Origin of the sequence: Mesorhizobium sp. KACC 23794, assembly GCF_052180275.1 — a bacterium.
GTDB lineage: Bacteria > Pseudomonadota > Alphaproteobacteria > Rhizobiales > Rhizobiaceae > Kumtagia.
Window position 1 is genome coordinate 6,164,133 of the sequence record NZ_CP197465.1, and the last position, 14,992, is coordinate 6,179,124.

Annotated in this window: 13 protein-coding genes; 4 read left to right on the forward strand and 9 right to left on the reverse strand. The window is 65.0% G+C overall.

Translation table 11 applies throughout. From position 1 onward, the window contains the following. Positions 1-85: 85 nt before the first annotated feature. Positions 86-736, reverse strand: coding sequence for a response regulator transcription factor (locus tag ACSBOB_RS29860; protein WP_442579644.1), 651 nt, complete (start codon positions 734-736; stop codon positions 86-88). After that, the gene (locus ACSBOB_RS29865; RefSeq protein WP_442579645.1) at positions 736-2,172 is read right to left on the reverse strand and encodes an ATP-binding protein; all 1,437 of its coding nucleotides are present in this window, start codon (positions 2,170-2,172) and stop codon (positions 736-738) included. Before ACSBOB_RS29865 ends, ACSBOB_RS29860 begins: the two co-directional genes overlap by 1 nt. 442 nt (positions 2,173-2,614) lie before the next feature. Here ACSBOB_RS29865 and ACSBOB_RS29870 point away from each other — a divergent pair, with 442 nt between their 5' ends. The 3 genes from ACSBOB_RS29870 (at position 2,615) to ACSBOB_RS29880 (ending at position 6,106) form a co-directional block, all read left to right on the forward strand. Further along, a complete protein-coding gene (locus ACSBOB_RS29870) occupies positions 2,615-3,334 on the forward strand; it encodes a helix-turn-helix domain-containing protein (protein ID WP_442579646.1) in 720 nt (239 codons plus the stop codon). Between the two features lie 61 nt (positions 3,335-3,395). Beyond that, a complete protein-coding gene (locus ACSBOB_RS29875) occupies positions 3,396-4,526 on the forward strand; it encodes an HlyD family secretion protein (protein ID WP_442579647.1) in 1,131 nt (376 codons plus the stop codon). Positions 4,527-4,540: 14 nt separating this feature from the next. Beyond that, the gene (locus ACSBOB_RS29880) at positions 4,541-6,106 is read left to right on the forward strand and encodes a DHA2 family efflux MFS transporter permease subunit (RefSeq protein WP_442579648.1); all 1,566 of its coding nucleotides are present in this window, start codon (positions 4,541-4,543) and stop codon (positions 6,104-6,106) included. A 132-nt stretch (positions 6,107-6,238) separates the two neighbouring features. On the opposite strand, the gene recF is transcribed toward ACSBOB_RS29880, so the two are convergent. From recF to ACSBOB_RS29915, 7 genes are all read right to left on the reverse strand, one after another. After that, complete coding sequence (gene recF / locus ACSBOB_RS29885) at positions 6,239-7,387, reverse strand: DNA replication/repair protein RecF (protein WP_442579649.1); 1,149 nt, start codon at positions 7,385-7,387, stop codon at positions 6,239-6,241. Between the two features lie 22 nt (positions 7,388-7,409). Next, complete coding sequence (gene dnaN / locus ACSBOB_RS29890) at positions 7,410-8,528, reverse strand: DNA polymerase III subunit beta (protein WP_442579650.1); 1,119 nt, start codon at positions 8,526-8,528, stop codon at positions 7,410-7,412. A 186-nt stretch (positions 8,529-8,714) separates the two neighbouring features. Further along, complete coding sequence (gene dnaA / locus ACSBOB_RS29895) at positions 8,715-10,175, reverse strand: chromosomal replication initiator protein DnaA (protein WP_442579651.1); 1,461 nt, start codon at positions 10,173-10,175, stop codon at positions 8,715-8,717. A gap of 868 nt (positions 10,176-11,043) precedes the next feature. Then, positions 11,044-11,310 (reverse strand): 30S ribosomal protein S20, encoded by a 267-nt coding sequence (gene rpsT / locus ACSBOB_RS29900; protein ID WP_442579652.1) that lies wholly within the window; start codon positions 11,308-11,310, stop codon positions 11,044-11,046. A 169-nt stretch (positions 11,311-11,479) separates the two neighbouring features. Continuing rightward, positions 11,480-12,253, reverse strand: coding sequence for an enoyl-CoA hydratase (locus ACSBOB_RS29905; RefSeq protein ID WP_442579653.1), 774 nt, complete (start codon positions 12,251-12,253; stop codon positions 11,480-11,482). Positions 12,254-12,282: 29 nt separating this feature from the next. Then, positions 12,283-13,176 (reverse strand): bifunctional DNA-formamidopyrimidine glycosylase/DNA-(apurinic or apyrimidinic site) lyase, encoded by an 894-nt coding sequence (mutM, locus tag ACSBOB_RS29910; RefSeq protein WP_442579654.1) that lies wholly within the window; start codon positions 13,174-13,176, stop codon positions 12,283-12,285. Then, the gene (locus tag ACSBOB_RS29915) at positions 13,169-14,413 is read right to left on the reverse strand and encodes a phosphopentomutase (RefSeq protein WP_442579655.1); all 1,245 of its coding nucleotides are present in this window, start codon (positions 14,411-14,413) and stop codon (positions 13,169-13,171) included. The genes mutM and ACSBOB_RS29915 overlap by 8 nt, the downstream gene beginning before the upstream one ends. 229 nt (positions 14,414-14,642) lie before the next feature. Between ACSBOB_RS29915 and ACSBOB_RS29920 the strand changes: the two genes are divergently transcribed. Then, a complete protein-coding gene (locus ACSBOB_RS29920; protein WP_442579656.1) occupies positions 14,643-14,789 on the forward strand; it encodes a hypothetical protein in 147 nt (48 codons plus the stop codon). Positions 14,790-14,992: the final 203 nt, after the last annotated feature.

Below are 14,992 nucleotides of genomic sequence, written 5' to 3' on the forward strand. Positions count from 1 at the left end.
GTGCACCGGTCCGGGCCTCGCTGGCCTTTCATAAAGAGTGCCGCAATTTCCGCGCTCGCGAAACGTATACACTGGTTTGTTGCCATCATTCCCGATGGATAGCGAGGCTCTCGGCCATGCGGACGAGATCGGCCAGGGAAGTGGCGCCCATCTTGCGCATCATGTTGCCGCGGTGGATCTTCACCGTGATTTCGGCGAGATCCATTTCGCCGGCGATCTGCTTGTTGAGCAGGCCCTTGGTCACGTGTTTCATGACTTCCGCCTCGCGCGGCGTCAGCGCGTCATAGCGGCCGCGCAATGCTCCGGCCGTCTGGCGTATCGCGCGGCGCTCGCGGTCGCGATCGATCGCGATGGCGACGGCGTCCAGCATATCCTGGTCGCGGAAGGGTTTTGCGAGGAAATCGACGGCGCCGGCCTTCATGGCGCGCACCGACATCGGGATGTCGCCGTGGCCGGTCATGAAGACGATCGGTAGGTGGATGCCAAGCTTTCCCAACTGGCCCTGGAAATCGAGGCCGCTGATGCCAGGCAGGCGGATGTCGAGCACAAGGCAGCTCGGCACCTCCGGCAGCCTGGCCCGCAGCAATTCCGGCGCGGAGCCGAATACCGAGACCTCCAGCCCCACCGACCGGAACAGATTGTCGAGCGCATCTCGCAGGTCGGCGTCGTCATCGACGACGATCACCATCGAGCGGATCGGCTCCTCGACCTTGGGAGTTTTTTGCGAAGATGGCATCATTGATCTCCGGCGGGGGGTGAGGGGATGCGGACCGTGAAGGTGGCGCCAGGCCCCTCGTTGGCGGACGCACTGATCTGGCCGCGATGTGCTTCGACGATGGATCGGCTGATCGACAGGCCCATGCCCATGCCGTCGGGCTTGGTGGTGTAGAAGGCGGCAAAGAGCTTGCCCGCCTTGTCCGTATCGAAGCCCATGCCGGAATCCGTCACCTCGAGGACCGCGCCGCCGCCATTCTCCGGCGTCTCGCGGCGGGTTGCAATGCGCAGCCTGCGCTGGCCGCCGGCATTGTCCATGGCCTGCAGCGCGTTCATCACCAGGTTGATGACGACCTGCTGCAGTTGCACGCGGTCGCCCAGCACTTCGGGCACGGACGGATCGAAGGACAGGTTGAGGTCGACCCGGCGCTCGGCCAGTTCGCGCTGCACCAGCAGCAGCGTGTCGTCGACGACGTCGTTGAGATCGAGCGGAAGATGCTCGGCTTCAGACCGCCGCGCCAGGGCGCGCAGCCTGGCGATGACGTCACTGGCCCGCCGTGCATTGCCGATCATCTTTTCCAGCGACATCCGCGCCGCGTCGATATTGGGCGGTTCCCGCGACAGCCAGCGCAGCCCTGCGTCGCCATTGGTGACGACGGCCGCCAGCGGCTGGTTGGTCTCATGGGCGATCGACGCGGCGAGTTCGCCCAGCGTGGTGACGCGGGAGACATGCGAGAGCTCCGCCTGCGCCCTGTGCAGGGCGCTCTCGGCCTCGCGGCGCTCGGTGATGTCGCTGTTGATCTCCATGGTCGCCACCGGCCTGCCGTGCGGGTCGCGGTGCAGCGACCAGCGGCTCAGCACCGTGAGTTCGAAACCGTCACGCCTGGTATGGATGAGTTCGCCCTCCCAGCGTCCGGTTTCCAGAAGGTCCGCCTGCAGCCCCGCCAACTCGAGGGGGAACCTCGTTTTCAACAATTCGGTCGCCTTGCGCCCGACGGCGTCCTCGGCCGGCCATCCGTAGAGCCGCTCGGCGCCGCGGTTCCAGTAGGTGATGGTGTCCCCGGCGTCGCGCACGAAGATCGCGTCATGGGTCAGGTCGAGCAGCGCCGCCTGGTCCTTGAGCTGCAGTGTCGCCTCCTGGTTCCTCAGCGACAGCAGCGTCGTCACGACGATGGCGCAGAGACTGATCGCGCAGCGGATCGCGGCGTCGGTATCGAAGCTGTCACCGTGGCCGAACAGGAAGGCAACGAGCGTGAAGACCACGCACAGCACCGACACCACGATCAGCCCGCGCCGGTCGAGCGACGCGGCGCCGAGGATGATGACCAGCGCGTAGAGAACGGCGATCGCGATGCCCAGCGAGGTCAGCGCATCGATCACGAAGATGGCGATGGTCAGCAGGATCGCCGCCACCCCCTTAGCGGTGGAGCCGGCATGCACGGGAACATGAATCGGCATGCGGCTCTTCCTGCGTTTCCCCTCCAACAAACGCGATATCATCCTATCTCGCAAGGCGGCCACAGACAGTCACTCCTTTCCGGAGGATCGGATTGTTCGCGAACCGGACCCGCCGGCCGGTGCGTTCACCGCGGCACTGCCTCCGTCGCGTTCGACCTGCCTTTTCGACGCCCAGCGCGAAACGTCTTTCGCGAAGGCACGGCCTTGCCCAGTCCCCTGCCCGACACGCCTTGGCAGAGCAGCCATCATACCAAGGTTTGGGGTGCTCCAACCCATCGGATGGACCGCAAAACCCCGGTATAATTGAGCAATCCGGCCCCCGACATATTGTGAGACTGCAATCGCCGGGAATTTCCAAACAGGGTCCGCAGACAGGCGTCTTCGCCACCCAGGTCGGAAAGATCCAAGAAATTCAACTCAGGATCATTGGGGGATCACGGAAATGCCCATCAGTTCATTCACCAGCATCTCGACCGGTTCAATCCATTCCGTTCCAGCCGGCCTGTTGGCTGCGAATGCCCCCGCCGCGGACGACACGCCGTCCACGCCCCGCACTTCCCGGGCCTCCGTCAAGGTCGGCCTCCCGCATATGGGTGTCGTGCTTTCGCTTTCGGCCGATGCGGTGAATGGCGGCGGCCTCGACTTCGTCGTGCCCGCGACTTCAGAAGCCATGGCCTCCGATCCCGTCATGAAGCGTCTGTTCGATCAACTCGGCCGCTCTGGCATCGAGGAGAGCGAGGACGACGACGCCTATGCTGACGCCATCCGCGTGGCGCTTGCCGCCCGCTGGCTCAAGCTGCGTTCGCGTGAGCAGGAAGAATCGACCGAGGCACTGCAGAAGTGGCGGCTGAAGCGCGTGCTCGCCTATATCGACGAGAACCTCGGCGAAACCGTCTCGCTGGCCGATCTCGCCCACGCCGCCGGCCTCAGCCGCATGTATTTCGCCGCCCGCTTCCGCACCGCGACTGGCCTGCGCCCGCACGACTACCTGCTGCAGCGCCGCATCGACCGCGCCAAGGAACTGCTCTCGCGCACCGAAGAGACGCTGGTCAACATCGCCCTCGACGTCGGCTTCCAGACCCAGGCCCACTTCACCACCGTCTTCAAGAAATTCGCCGGCAGCACGCCAGCCCGATGGCGTGCCGACAACCGCTGCGCATGAGCCGCGCGGTTCAACGCCAGCATTCGCATCCACGCAATTCAGCAAACAATGGGGAAGTTCCATGAACGTCGTCATTCATCCTGCGAGCCTCAAGGCGGGCACTGTTGCGCCCGCTCCTCCTCCGCCCGTGCAAGCGCCGCCGCGGCGGCTGCGACGCATCCTGCTCGGCGCGGCTGCCGCGCTGGCGCTCTGCGCGGCAGCCTATGCCGGCGAGCAATACTGGACCGTCTGGCGCTTCCAAGAAGCGACCGACGACGCCTATGTCCAGGCCGACGTGGTCGCCATAGCCCCGCAGGTAACGGGCTATCTCGCCACCGTGTCGGTCGGCGACAACCAGCCCGTGAAGGCCGGAGACGTCCTGGCGATCATCGACCAGCGCGACTACCAGGCCGCCGTCAACCAGGCCAAGGCCGATGTCGCGGTCGCTCAAGCGGCGATCGGCAGCATCAAGGCCCAGCTCGACGAGCAGAACGCGCTGATCGACGAGGCGAACGCCACGATCAAGGCCGATCAGGCCACCGCGGTCTATGCCGAACAGAACAACCAGCGCTTCGGCTCCCTTGCCAAGAGCGGCTACGGCTCGGTCCAGGACGCCCAGCAGGCCGCCTCGCAGATCGCGTCCGCCAACGCGCTGGTGGCTAAGGACAAGGCGGCGCTGGAAGCGGCGCAGACGGAGATCGAGACACTCGACGCACAGCTGGCCGAGGCCAACGCCACGCTCCAGCACAATCAGGCCGCGCTCGACCAGGCCGAGCTCAACCTCGGCTACACGGTGCTCCGCGCGCCTGTGGATGGCGTTGTCGGCGCGCGCGAACTGAGGGTCGGGCTTTATGTCCAGCCAGGCATGCAATTGCTCGCCGTGGTGCCGCTCGCCCAGACCTACGTCGTCGCCAACTACAAGGAGACCCAGCTTGCCGACGTCAAGCCGGGCCAGCCGGTCAGCATCGACGTCGACACCTTCAACGGCGTCTCGGTGCGCGGCACGGTCGACAGCGTCGCGCCGGCCAGCGGCCAGGAATTCTCCCTGCTGCCGCCCGACAACGCCACCGGCAATTTCACCAAGATCGTCCAGCGCATACCGGTGAAGATCGCCATCGACCGCACCGACCCGCTGGCCGGCCGGCTGCTTCCCGGCATGTCGGTGACGGCGACGATCGACATCAAGCCGCCCGTAGAGACTGCCTCTAGATAGTCCGGAGCACGGCCATGGCTGACACGACATATTCGGCCGCGCCTCCGGCCCAGGACGGAGCCAGCCTGAAGGCATGGATATCGGTGTTCGGCTGCATGGTCGGCGCGCTGATCGCGGTGCTCGACATCCAGATCACCAATTCCTCGCTGCCGGAGATCGAGGGCGGCATCGGCACGGGCACCGACAACGGCACATGGATCTCCACCTCCTACCTGATCGGCGAGATCATCATGATCCCGCTGACCGACTATCTCAGCCGCGTCTTCACCTTCCGCCGCTTCCTGATCGGCAACGTCATTCTGTTCCTGATCTTCTCCATCGCCTGCGCCTTTGCCGAAAACCTCAGCCAGATGATCCTGCTGCGCGGGCTCCAGGGCTTTAGCGGCGGCGTGATGATCCCGATGGCCTTCACGCGGGTGCTGACGACGCTGCCACCGCGCCAGCAGCCGATGGGGCTCGCCGCCTTCGCCCTGACCGCGACGTTCGGACCGTCCATCGGCCCAACCATCGGCGGCTACCTCACCGAGAACTATGGCTGGCAATACATCTTCTTCGTCAACATCGTGCCGGGGGCGCTGATGCTGGCACTGCTCTACCCAACCCTCGAACGGGCGAAGATGAACCTCGCCTTGCTTAGGGAAGGCGACTGGTGGGGCATCGCTTTCATGGTGGTCGGTCTCGCCAGCCTGCAGACAGTTCTCGACGAAGGCAACAAGGACGACTGGTTCGGCTCGCCATTCATCGTCAGGCTGTCGATCATTGCGGCCGTCGCCCTGTCGATCTTCGTGGCGATCGAACTGACGATCGAGAAGCCCGCCGTGCAACTGCGCCTGCTCGCCCACCGCAACTTTGCGCTCGGCACAATCGCCAACGTGACCGTCGGCTTCGCTTTGTTCGGTTCGGTCTATGTGCTGCCCGCCTATCTCGACCAGGTGCAGGGCTACAATGCCGAGCAGATCGGCCTCGTGCTCGCCTGGGCCGGCCTGCCGCAACTGCTCATCATCCCGTTTGTGCCGCTGCTGCAGAAGCATTTCGACGCCCGCCTCATCGTCTGCACCGGGCTGGTGATCTTCGCGACCAGCTTCTTTTTGAACACCCATCTCAGCCTGGACAATGGCGGACCCCAGTTCATGACCACGAACATCGTGCGCGCCCTCGGCCAGGCCGTCGTGCTCGCGCCACTCGCCGGCATCGCCACCATCGGCATTCCGAAGGAGATGTCTGGCGCCGCCTCGGGTGTCTTCAACATGATGCGCACCCTCGGCGGCGCGGTGGGCACGGCGATGCTCGCCACCATCATCAGCAAGCGCGAGCAGTACCATTCCAACATCATCGGCCAGTCGGTCACGCCCTATGGCGAGAACGTCCAGCAGTTCCTCACCAAGATGCAGGCCTATTTCCTGTCACACGGCATTTCCGACCATGAACTTGCCCACCATCAGGCTGAAATCCTGCTCGGAAAACTCGTCGCGCAGCAGTCGCTGATCATGGCCTTTTCGGACACGTTCTACATCATGGGCCTGGTGGTGCTGGTGGCGGCAGTGGCCGTGATGCTTACACGCAAGCGGCCGCTGGCATAGCGTGCACCGCGGAAGGGCCCGACGCTGCCCGCGCCGTGACCTCGATCCCGGTCGGCGGACCTGGCAGGCCGCCGTGTCAGGTGGCGGGCCGGCATTGCAGACGCGCATTGCGAACGATACGCCGGAATCCGGCTATCCCTCGGCCTCGAACACCTGCCCCTTGTCGACCGTCAGAAACTGCGCCCTACCGGCGAGGCTGGAGAACAGGGCGCTTTCGGTGCCGGTCATGAAGGCCTGGCAGCCGATGTCTTCGAGGATCGAAAACAGCGCGGCGCGGCGGCGGACGTCGAGATGCGCGGCGATCTCGTCCAGAAGCACCAGCGGCACCTGGCCGGAAATCTCGCCGGCGAGCCGCGCATGCGAAAGCACGATGCCGACCAGCAGCGCCTTCTGCTCGCCGGTCGAGCAGTATTCCGCCGCCATGTCGTTCTGCCGGTGGCGCACCAGCAGGTCGGACCGGTGCGGGCCTTCCAGCGTGCGGCCCGACGCGCGGTCGCCGGCGCGGCCTTCGGCCAGCCTCCGGCGGTAGGTCTCCTCGACCTCGGTGGCGGCGCTTTTCGAAACGGCGCCCTCGACGGTTCCCGACAATGCGATGTCGGCCTGCGGGAAAGGCCCGTCGCCGGGCATGCGCTCGATCATCGCCGCGAGCAGCCCCAGCAGTTCGACCCGCGCGGCGGCGATCGCCACGCCGGTCTCGGCCATCTGCGCCTCGATCGCCGACAGCCAGCCATAGTCGCGGCTGTCTTCCGCCAGCAGGCGGTTGCGGCCGCGCATCGCCTTCTCATAATCCAGCGCCCGCTGGCCGTGGCCGGGATCGATCGCCAGCACGAGGCGGTCAAGGAAGCGCCGGCGGTCCGCCGCCGGGCCGGTGAACAGCGCGTCCATGGCCGGCGTCAGCCACACGACGCGCACCCATTCGAGCAGGGCATCGGCGCCTTTCGCCGGCGCACCGTTGATGCGGATTTTTCGCCCGCCCTCGGGTGAAAGCGAGCCCGCCGTTCCGGTGCCGATCTCGGACGTTCCGAAAGCGCCGTCGAGCACCGCATACACGGCGAAGCCGCCGTCGCTGCCCTCGCGCGCGATCTCCTCATAAGTGGCGCGGCGCAGGCCGCGGCCCGGCGCCAGCAGCGAGATCGCTTCCAGCAGGTTGGTTTTCCCCGCGCCATTGTCGCCGGAAAACACCACCGGCCGCGGCTCGAGCGCGAGGTCGAGCGACGCATAATTGCGAAAATTTGTCAGGCGCAGCCTGGTGAGGCGAACCCGCGCCGGTTGGTCGGACATCGTGTTCGGCGGTCGGTCCCGCTCAGACGCGCATCGGCATGAGCACGTAGAGCGTATCCTCGTCGGCCGTGTCGTGGATCACCGTCGGCGAGCCGGAATCGGCCAGCATGAAGCGTGCATTCTCGCCGCCGAGCTGGGCGGCGACGTCGAGCAAATATTTGGCGTTGAAGCCGATCTCCATCGGATCCGACGAATAGTCGGCGGCCAGTTCCTCGGTGGCGCTGCCGGAATCCGGATTGTTGACGGCAAGCGTCACCAGCCCGTCGCCGATCGACAGTTTCACGGCGCGTCCGCGTTCGGACGACACGGTCGACACGCGGTCGACAGCGCGCGCAAAACTTTCGCGGTCGATAAGCAGGCGCTTGTCGTTGCCGGTCGGGATGACGCGCTGATAATCGGGGAAGGTGCCGTCGATCAGCTTCGAGGTGAGCACCACGCCGCCAATGGTGAAGCGTATCTTGGTGTCGGAGAGTTCGGTCGCCACCGCCATGTCCGGCACGTCGACCAGTTTCTGCAATTCGTTGACGGTCTTGCGCGGGATGATGATGCCGGGCATGCCCTCCGCACCCGCCGGTGCGTCCATCTCGGCCCGCGCCAGGCGGTGGCCGTCGGTGGCGACGGAGCGCAGCTTCAGCTTGCCGCCGCTCTCGACCGCATGCAGGTAGATGCCGTTGAGATAATAGCGTGTCTCCTCCGTGGAGATGGCGAACTGCGTCTTGTCGATCAGTTTCTTCAGCGCCGCGGCGTCGATCCGGAAGATGTGGGAGAACGAACCCGCCGTCAGCTGTGGGAAATCGGATTGCGGCAGGCATTGCAGGCGGAAGCTGGAACGCCCGGCCGCCACCGTCATGGCGTTGCCGTCGTCGTCGGTGCGCAGCATGACCTCCGCGCCCTCCGGCAGCTTTCGCACGATCTCGTAGAGAAGGTGCGCGGGCACGGTCGTGCCGCCGGCGCGCTCGACCTGCGCCGGGGTTGCCTCGGTGATCTCTAGATCCAGGTCTGTCGCCTTCATCTCCAGGCTGTTGCCTTCGGTCACCAGCATGACGTTGGAGAGGATGGGGATGGTATTGCGCCGTTCCACCACGCGATGCACGTGGTTCAGGGACTTCAGCAGATTGGAACGTTCGAGGATTACACGCATGACGAAACAGGCTCGAATTTCTTATCAACGGCACGTCGGTGGAAACATCCCCCACGCCATCCGACTTTGGCGGGAATCTGCTTCAAACTGACAGCAAAAGACCTGCAAAGGCAAGCCCGCGAACCGGCTTGCAGGCCGATCCGCGGGCTCTGTGGAAAACCTTTGCCGGATCGGCCGTTCCGCCGGTCAGGCCTGGTCGCTGATAAGCCGCCGCAGCAGTTCCAGTTCCTGGGCCAGCGAATTGTCGTCGCCTGACAGGCCCTCGATCTTGCGGACCGCATGCAGCACGGTCGTGTGGTCGCGGCCGCCGAACCTTCTGCCGATTTCCGGCAGCGAGCGCGGGGTCATCACCTTGGCCAGATACATTGCGATCTGCCGCGGCTTGACGATGGTGCGGGTGCGCCGGTTGGACAGAAGCTCGGTCTTCGACACGTTGTAGTGGCGCGCCACGATGCGCTGGATGTCCTCGATGCGCGGCCGCTTCGGCTCGCTCGACCGGTACATATGGCGCAAGATGTCGTCGATCTGGTCGATCGAGATGTTCGGCTCGAAGCTTTGCCGGAACAGCAACTGGTTGAACGCGCCCTCGAGTTCCCTGCCGCTGCCGGTCACCGTGCGGGCGATATGGTCGAGCACGTCGTCGGCGATGTCGACCGCCGGATCTTCCGCCTTTGCCGCGGCAAGCCGCATCTTCAGCATGCCGAGCCGCATGGCGAAGTCCGGCGCCGACATTTCGAGCGCAACGCCGCCGATGAGCCGCGAGCGGACGCGCGGTTCCAGCGATTCCAGTTCGGCCGGTGGACGGTCGGCCGCGACCACCACCTGCTTGGCGCTATCGAGCAGCATGTTGATCAGATGGCAGAACTCGTTCTGGATCGACTTGCCCTGCAGGAACTGCATGTCGTCGATGATCAGGAGGTCGATGTCGCGCAGCTGCTCCTTGAGCGTCAGCGCATTGTTGTCGCGGATGGCGGTGGCGAAACGCCACATGAAATATTCCGCTGTCAGATAGACGACACGCGACTTGCCGTTCTGGCGCACCGCTTCAGCCGCGATCGCCTGCAGCAGATGGGTCTTGCCGAGGCCGACCGACGCATGCAGGAATAGCGGGTTGAAGCGTGACGCCGATTCCGCAACGGCCTTGGCAGCCGCCAGCGCGACGCGGTTGGACGGACCCTCGACGAAGGACTCGAACGTATAGCGCGGATCAAGCGGCGAGCCGAGCACGCTGCTCTTCACGTCGCCATCCGCCGGGGCCACGCGCTTGCCGGCGTCGCGATCCATGATGTTCAGGCTGGTCGTGCCGGCCGACAGGGTGGAATGCACCTGGCGGGCCGCCTTGCGCGATCCGCCAGCCTCGCCGTCGGCCAGCGCCGGCGCCGTACGCGTCGCCGTCCTGATCACGAATTCGACCTTGAGCACGTCCGGGTCTTCCTGCTTCCAGAGGTCGAGCACCAGGTCGAGATAATGGCCGTTGATCCACGAGCGCAGGAACGCCGTCGGCACAGAGATGCGCACGATCCCCTTGGACGCCTCTGCAACCTTCATGCGAGCGAACCAGCTCGAATAGACATCGCTTCCCAGCCGCGCCTTCAACTGCGTCTTCACTCGTTCGAACACGCCGTCCACGCCGCTGGATGCAGTCATCTTGTTCCCCTCGATGAGATTTATGGGCAAAGGAAAGCCGGTCTTGGCCTTCCCTTCGACGCTGCTGTGCATTTGATCCACCTCGTCTCCTTCGCTGCCGTGCGTGGACCCTCACCCACACGGCGCTCCTCGTAAGGTCCGCGCGCCGCCGCGCTTACCGCTTCTTCTCCGCCGCCGGGGCCCGTGGCCCCGCCGTTCCGCGCTTTCACCACGCGGCAATAAACACCTCCCTCCGGCCAGGACCGGAGCGAACTCGTCTGTGACGCCTGTGCAACCCACTCGTCAGTCGTTCGAAAGACGCACACCTTCCCGGCCCACGAAGAACACCCGTGGCACAGTCCCGCCGCTTCTGTCAGGATTGGTTGGCTATGAGCCCGTCTTGTCGATGGGCAGACATTACCGAACCCAAGGGGGGGCTCGCAAGGGACGGCGTAACTGTTTTTTAAACTTTGCCGGCAACGAAAACTCCGTTTTGGGGCGCTATCAGGTGGATTGTCGAAACCAATGCCTTGTGATTCAAAATCTTATCCGAATCGATCTGCAAACAGCGCGCCGGCGAAATATTCTGAAATAATCTTCTTGACAAAAACGCAAGCCCGAAAGCCGGCTCGACAGATACGGACAACCTGTGGATAACATCTGCCCAAATAATTGATTTTCCTTAAAGATCGGCCTGTTTCATATTTGTGAACGGGCCTGCTGGAACAGGCCGGCGCAGGAAAAATCGAAACGCACGAAGGCACTTCCCGGGCATGCCGCTGGGGAACCCCCGGCACATGCGAGCACCAGCACGGCGCGGCGTTCGGAACAAAGAAAAACCCGGCCTGAAAGGCCGGGTCGGATCGTCGATCGAAAGGATGACTTTATGTCAGGCGGAGAGAGCCTTGACGCGCTGCGCAAGGCGCGAAACCTTGCGCGATGCAGTGTTGCGATGCAGCACACCCTTGGTGGCGGCGCGCATCAATTCGGGCTGCGCCACCTGGAAAGCGGCGGCCGCGGCAGCCTGATCGCCGGAGGCCAGCGCCTCTTCGACCTTGCGCACGAAGGTGCGGACGCGCGAGCGGCGGTTCTTGTTGATCGCGGCCCGGCGGGCGATCTTGCGCGTAGCCTTTTTGGCCGAAGATGTATTGGCCATGATGCCTCTTTCGTGTCTCAGTGATGAGCGCCCGAGCGAGATCGCTCGAAGCACAAAAAAATTCCGGGCAGCCATAGGCCGTCCTGACTGGCGCGGCTTATAATCGAGCTTTCCAATTCCGTCAACGCCGTTTCGGCTCGTTCTTCAGGCTTTCCGGAAACCCGCACGTTCACCGGTTCTGGAAGTTTGCCGAGCGCTTTTCGGCGAAGGCCGCCATGCCTTCCTTCTGGTCCTCGAAGGAAAACAGCGAGTGGAACAGCCGCCGCTCGAAACGCAGCCCCTCGCCCAGCGTCGTCTCGTAGGAGCGGTTGACCGCCTCCTTGGTCATCATCACGGCGGGCAGCGAGAAGCCGGCGATCTTCGTCGCAGCCTTCAGCGCCTCCTCGATCAGTTCGCCCGCCGGAACGAGGCGCGACACCAGCCCGCAGCGCTCCGCCTCGGCGGCGTCCATCATGCGGCCGGTGAGGCACATATCCATCGCCTTCGACTTGCCGACGAAGCGGGTGAGCCGCTGCGAGCCGCCCATGCCGGGAATGACGCCAAGCGTGATCTCCGGCTGGCCGAATTTCGCGGTGTCGGCGGCGATGATGAAGTCGCACATCATGGCAAGCTCGCAGCCGCCGCCCAGCGCATAACCGGCCACCGCCGCGACGACCGGCTTGCGCAGGCGGGTGAAATCCTCCCAGCCGCTGAAGAAGTCGGCGAGATACATCTCCACATAGGTGCGGGACTGCATCTCCTTGATGTCGGCCCCTGCCGCGAAGGCCTTTTCCGAGCCTGTCAGCACCAGCGCGCCGATCTTCGGATCGGCCTCGAACGCGCGCGCCGCGGCCAGAAGTTCCGAGAGCACCTGGCTGTTCAGCGCGTTCAGCGCCTTGGGGCGGTTGATGGTGATCAACCCGACCTTGCCGCGCGTCTCGACGATGAGGGTCTCGTAGGCCATGGTGGTTCTCCGTTGGTAAGGCTGGCAGTCTACTTCTGGCAGGTTCGGCAGTAAAAGGTCGATCGCCCGGACTGGACGATGCGCTCGACGTGGCCGCCACAGCTTTGACGCGGGCAAGGTTCGCCCTCGCGGTCGTAGACAGAGAAGGAATGCTGGAAATATCCGAGTGATCCGTCCGTCTGGATATGGTCGCGCAGCGACGATCCTCCTGCCTCGATCGCCTCGGCGATGACCGCGCGGATCGCCGTGGCCAGCGCCTCGCCGCGCGCAACCGCCTGCTTGCCCTTCACGGCGATGGTGCCCGCGGCGCGCATCGGCGACAGTCTTGCCCGCCACAGCGCCTCGCAGACATAGATGTTGCCGAGGCCGGCAATGGTGCGCTGGTCGAGCAGGGCGGCCTTCAGCGGGGCGATCCGTCCCTCAAGCAGTTCGCGCAGCAGCGCGCCGTGCAGCGCGTTGCCGGTCGGCTCGGGTCCCAGGCCGGAAAGCATCGGATGGTTGGCGGCGCCGTCCTCGGCGAACAGCATGAAGCCGAAGCGGCGCGGGTCGTTGTAGATGACGCGCGCGGCCTGGCCCGAAGGCGTGACGAGGTGGAATACGACGTGGTCGTGCAGCGCAGATTTCGAGCGCTCGTGATGGAATTGCCCGGGCACGGCCGCCGGGTCGCCGTCATGCTCGATGCGGAACGAGCCGGACATGCCGAGATGGCAGATGAGCGACGGGCCGCCATCGATATCGACGACGAGATATTTGGCCCGCCGCCCGAGCCCCTGGATGGTCCGGCCGGCCAGCCTTTTGGCGAAGCGATCCGGGAAGGGAAAACGCAAATCCTTGCGGCGCAGTTCGACCCTGTCGATCCGCGCACCCTCCATGACCGGCTGCAGCCCACGCCGCACCGTCTCGACTTCCGGCAGTTCAGGCATGCGCGGCGATCGTCCCCGCGAAAGAGGTGCCGTGACGGCCCTCGGCCAGGCCGAGATGCGCGGCCACCGTCTCGCCGATGTCGGCATAGGTCTTGCGCAGCCCCACCGATCCGCCGCGACCGCCCGGCACCATGCCGAAGATCGGCACGCGCTCGCGCGTGTGGTCGGTGCCGCGCCAGGTCGGGTCGCAGCCGTGGTCGGCGGTGAGCAGCAGCAGGTCGCCCTGCCCGAGTTTTGCAATCGCTTCCGGCAGGCGGCGGTCGAAAGCCTCGAGCGCCGCCGCATAACCGGCGACGTCGCGCCGGTGTCCGAACTCGGTGTCGAAATCGACGAAATTGGCAAAGATGAAATCGCCGTCGCGGGCGTCGTCCATGGCGACAAGCGTCTTGTCGAACAGCCGCAGGTTGCCGGCCGCCTTTCTCACCTCGCTGACGCCGCGATGGGTGAAGATGTCGCCGATCTTGCCCATGCACAGCGTGCGGCCGCCGGCAGCCACGACGCGGTCCAGAATGGTCGGCTCCGGCGGCGGCACCGCAAAATCTTTTCGGTTGGGCGTGCGCTCGAACGTGGCGGCGGTTTCGCCGAGGAAAGGCCGGGCGATGACGCGGCCGATATTCAGCGGGTCGACCAGCTTTCGCACGGTCTTGCAGAGCTGGAGGAGACGTTCGAGGCCGAAATGCTGCTCATGCGCGGCGATCTGGATGACGGAATCGACGGAGGTGTAGCAGATCGGCTTGCCGGTGCGCACATGTTGCTCGCCGAAGCGCTCGATGACCTCGGTGCCGGAGGCATGGCAATTGCCGAGGATGCCGGGAAGATCGCCTTCCCGCACGATCGCCTCGACGAGTTCAGCCGGAAAGGCAGGCACGGTATCGGGAAAATAGCCCCAGGCGAAGGGCACCGGCACTCCGGCGATCTCCCAGTGCCCGGTGATCGTGTCCTTGCCGTTCGACAGTTCCTGCGCCGAGCCGTGGAACGCGCCGTCCGCGAGGTCGACATCAGTCGCCGCGAACGGGTCCTCGCCGGTGGCGACGCGGGCCGCATGGCCGAGGCCGAGCGAGGCCATGACAGGCAAGGCCAGCGGGCCGCTGCGCAGGCCCGCGCGGTCGGCGCCGCCGGAAGCCGCGGCCCGCGCGATATGGCCGAGCGTGTCCGAACCGGCGTCACCGAAGCGCCCGGCATCGGCCGCGCCACCGATGCCGAAGGAGTCGAGAACGAAAAGGAAGGCACGCGCCATGATGTGTTTCGGCCCGGAGGAACTTGGCCGCAAGACATAAGACCGGGCGCGCGGAATGGCAAATGGCGGTTCCGCGAGGGTGTTCCGCCGGCCGGAACCGCGTGGAGCGGGACAAAAGCATTCGATTTAACTTTTCATAAAGGTGTTTAAACCGAGGCTGAACGGGCCGGCCGGCCGCGGTTCAGGTCCGGTGGCGAAAATAAGGCATGTCCAATTCGAGGGAATGCCAATGTATGCCTTGCGTATCGGCGCGGTCCTGATGATCGTGATCTGCTTTGGCGCCATCCTGTCGATGGTCGTCAGTCTCGACCACCGCCAGGCGCGGTCGACGGCGATGAACCTCTGCGATTCCGGTGTCCGCAGCGCCTGCCTGTGAGCGGAGCCCGGCCAGGCCTTGTTCCTTTCGGCGGCCCTGCGTCCGCCACCGGCCCCTGGCGTCGCGGGGATGTGAAAATCGATGTTGCCGCGTCTCGTTTGCCGCTTGCAAGCCGGCCCAATCTCGTGAACATCCTGCGGGCCTTGGCCGTTCGCGGGCGAGGCAGGGAGAGAGCGTCGCCGTAGAGGCGACTGGCGCATCGC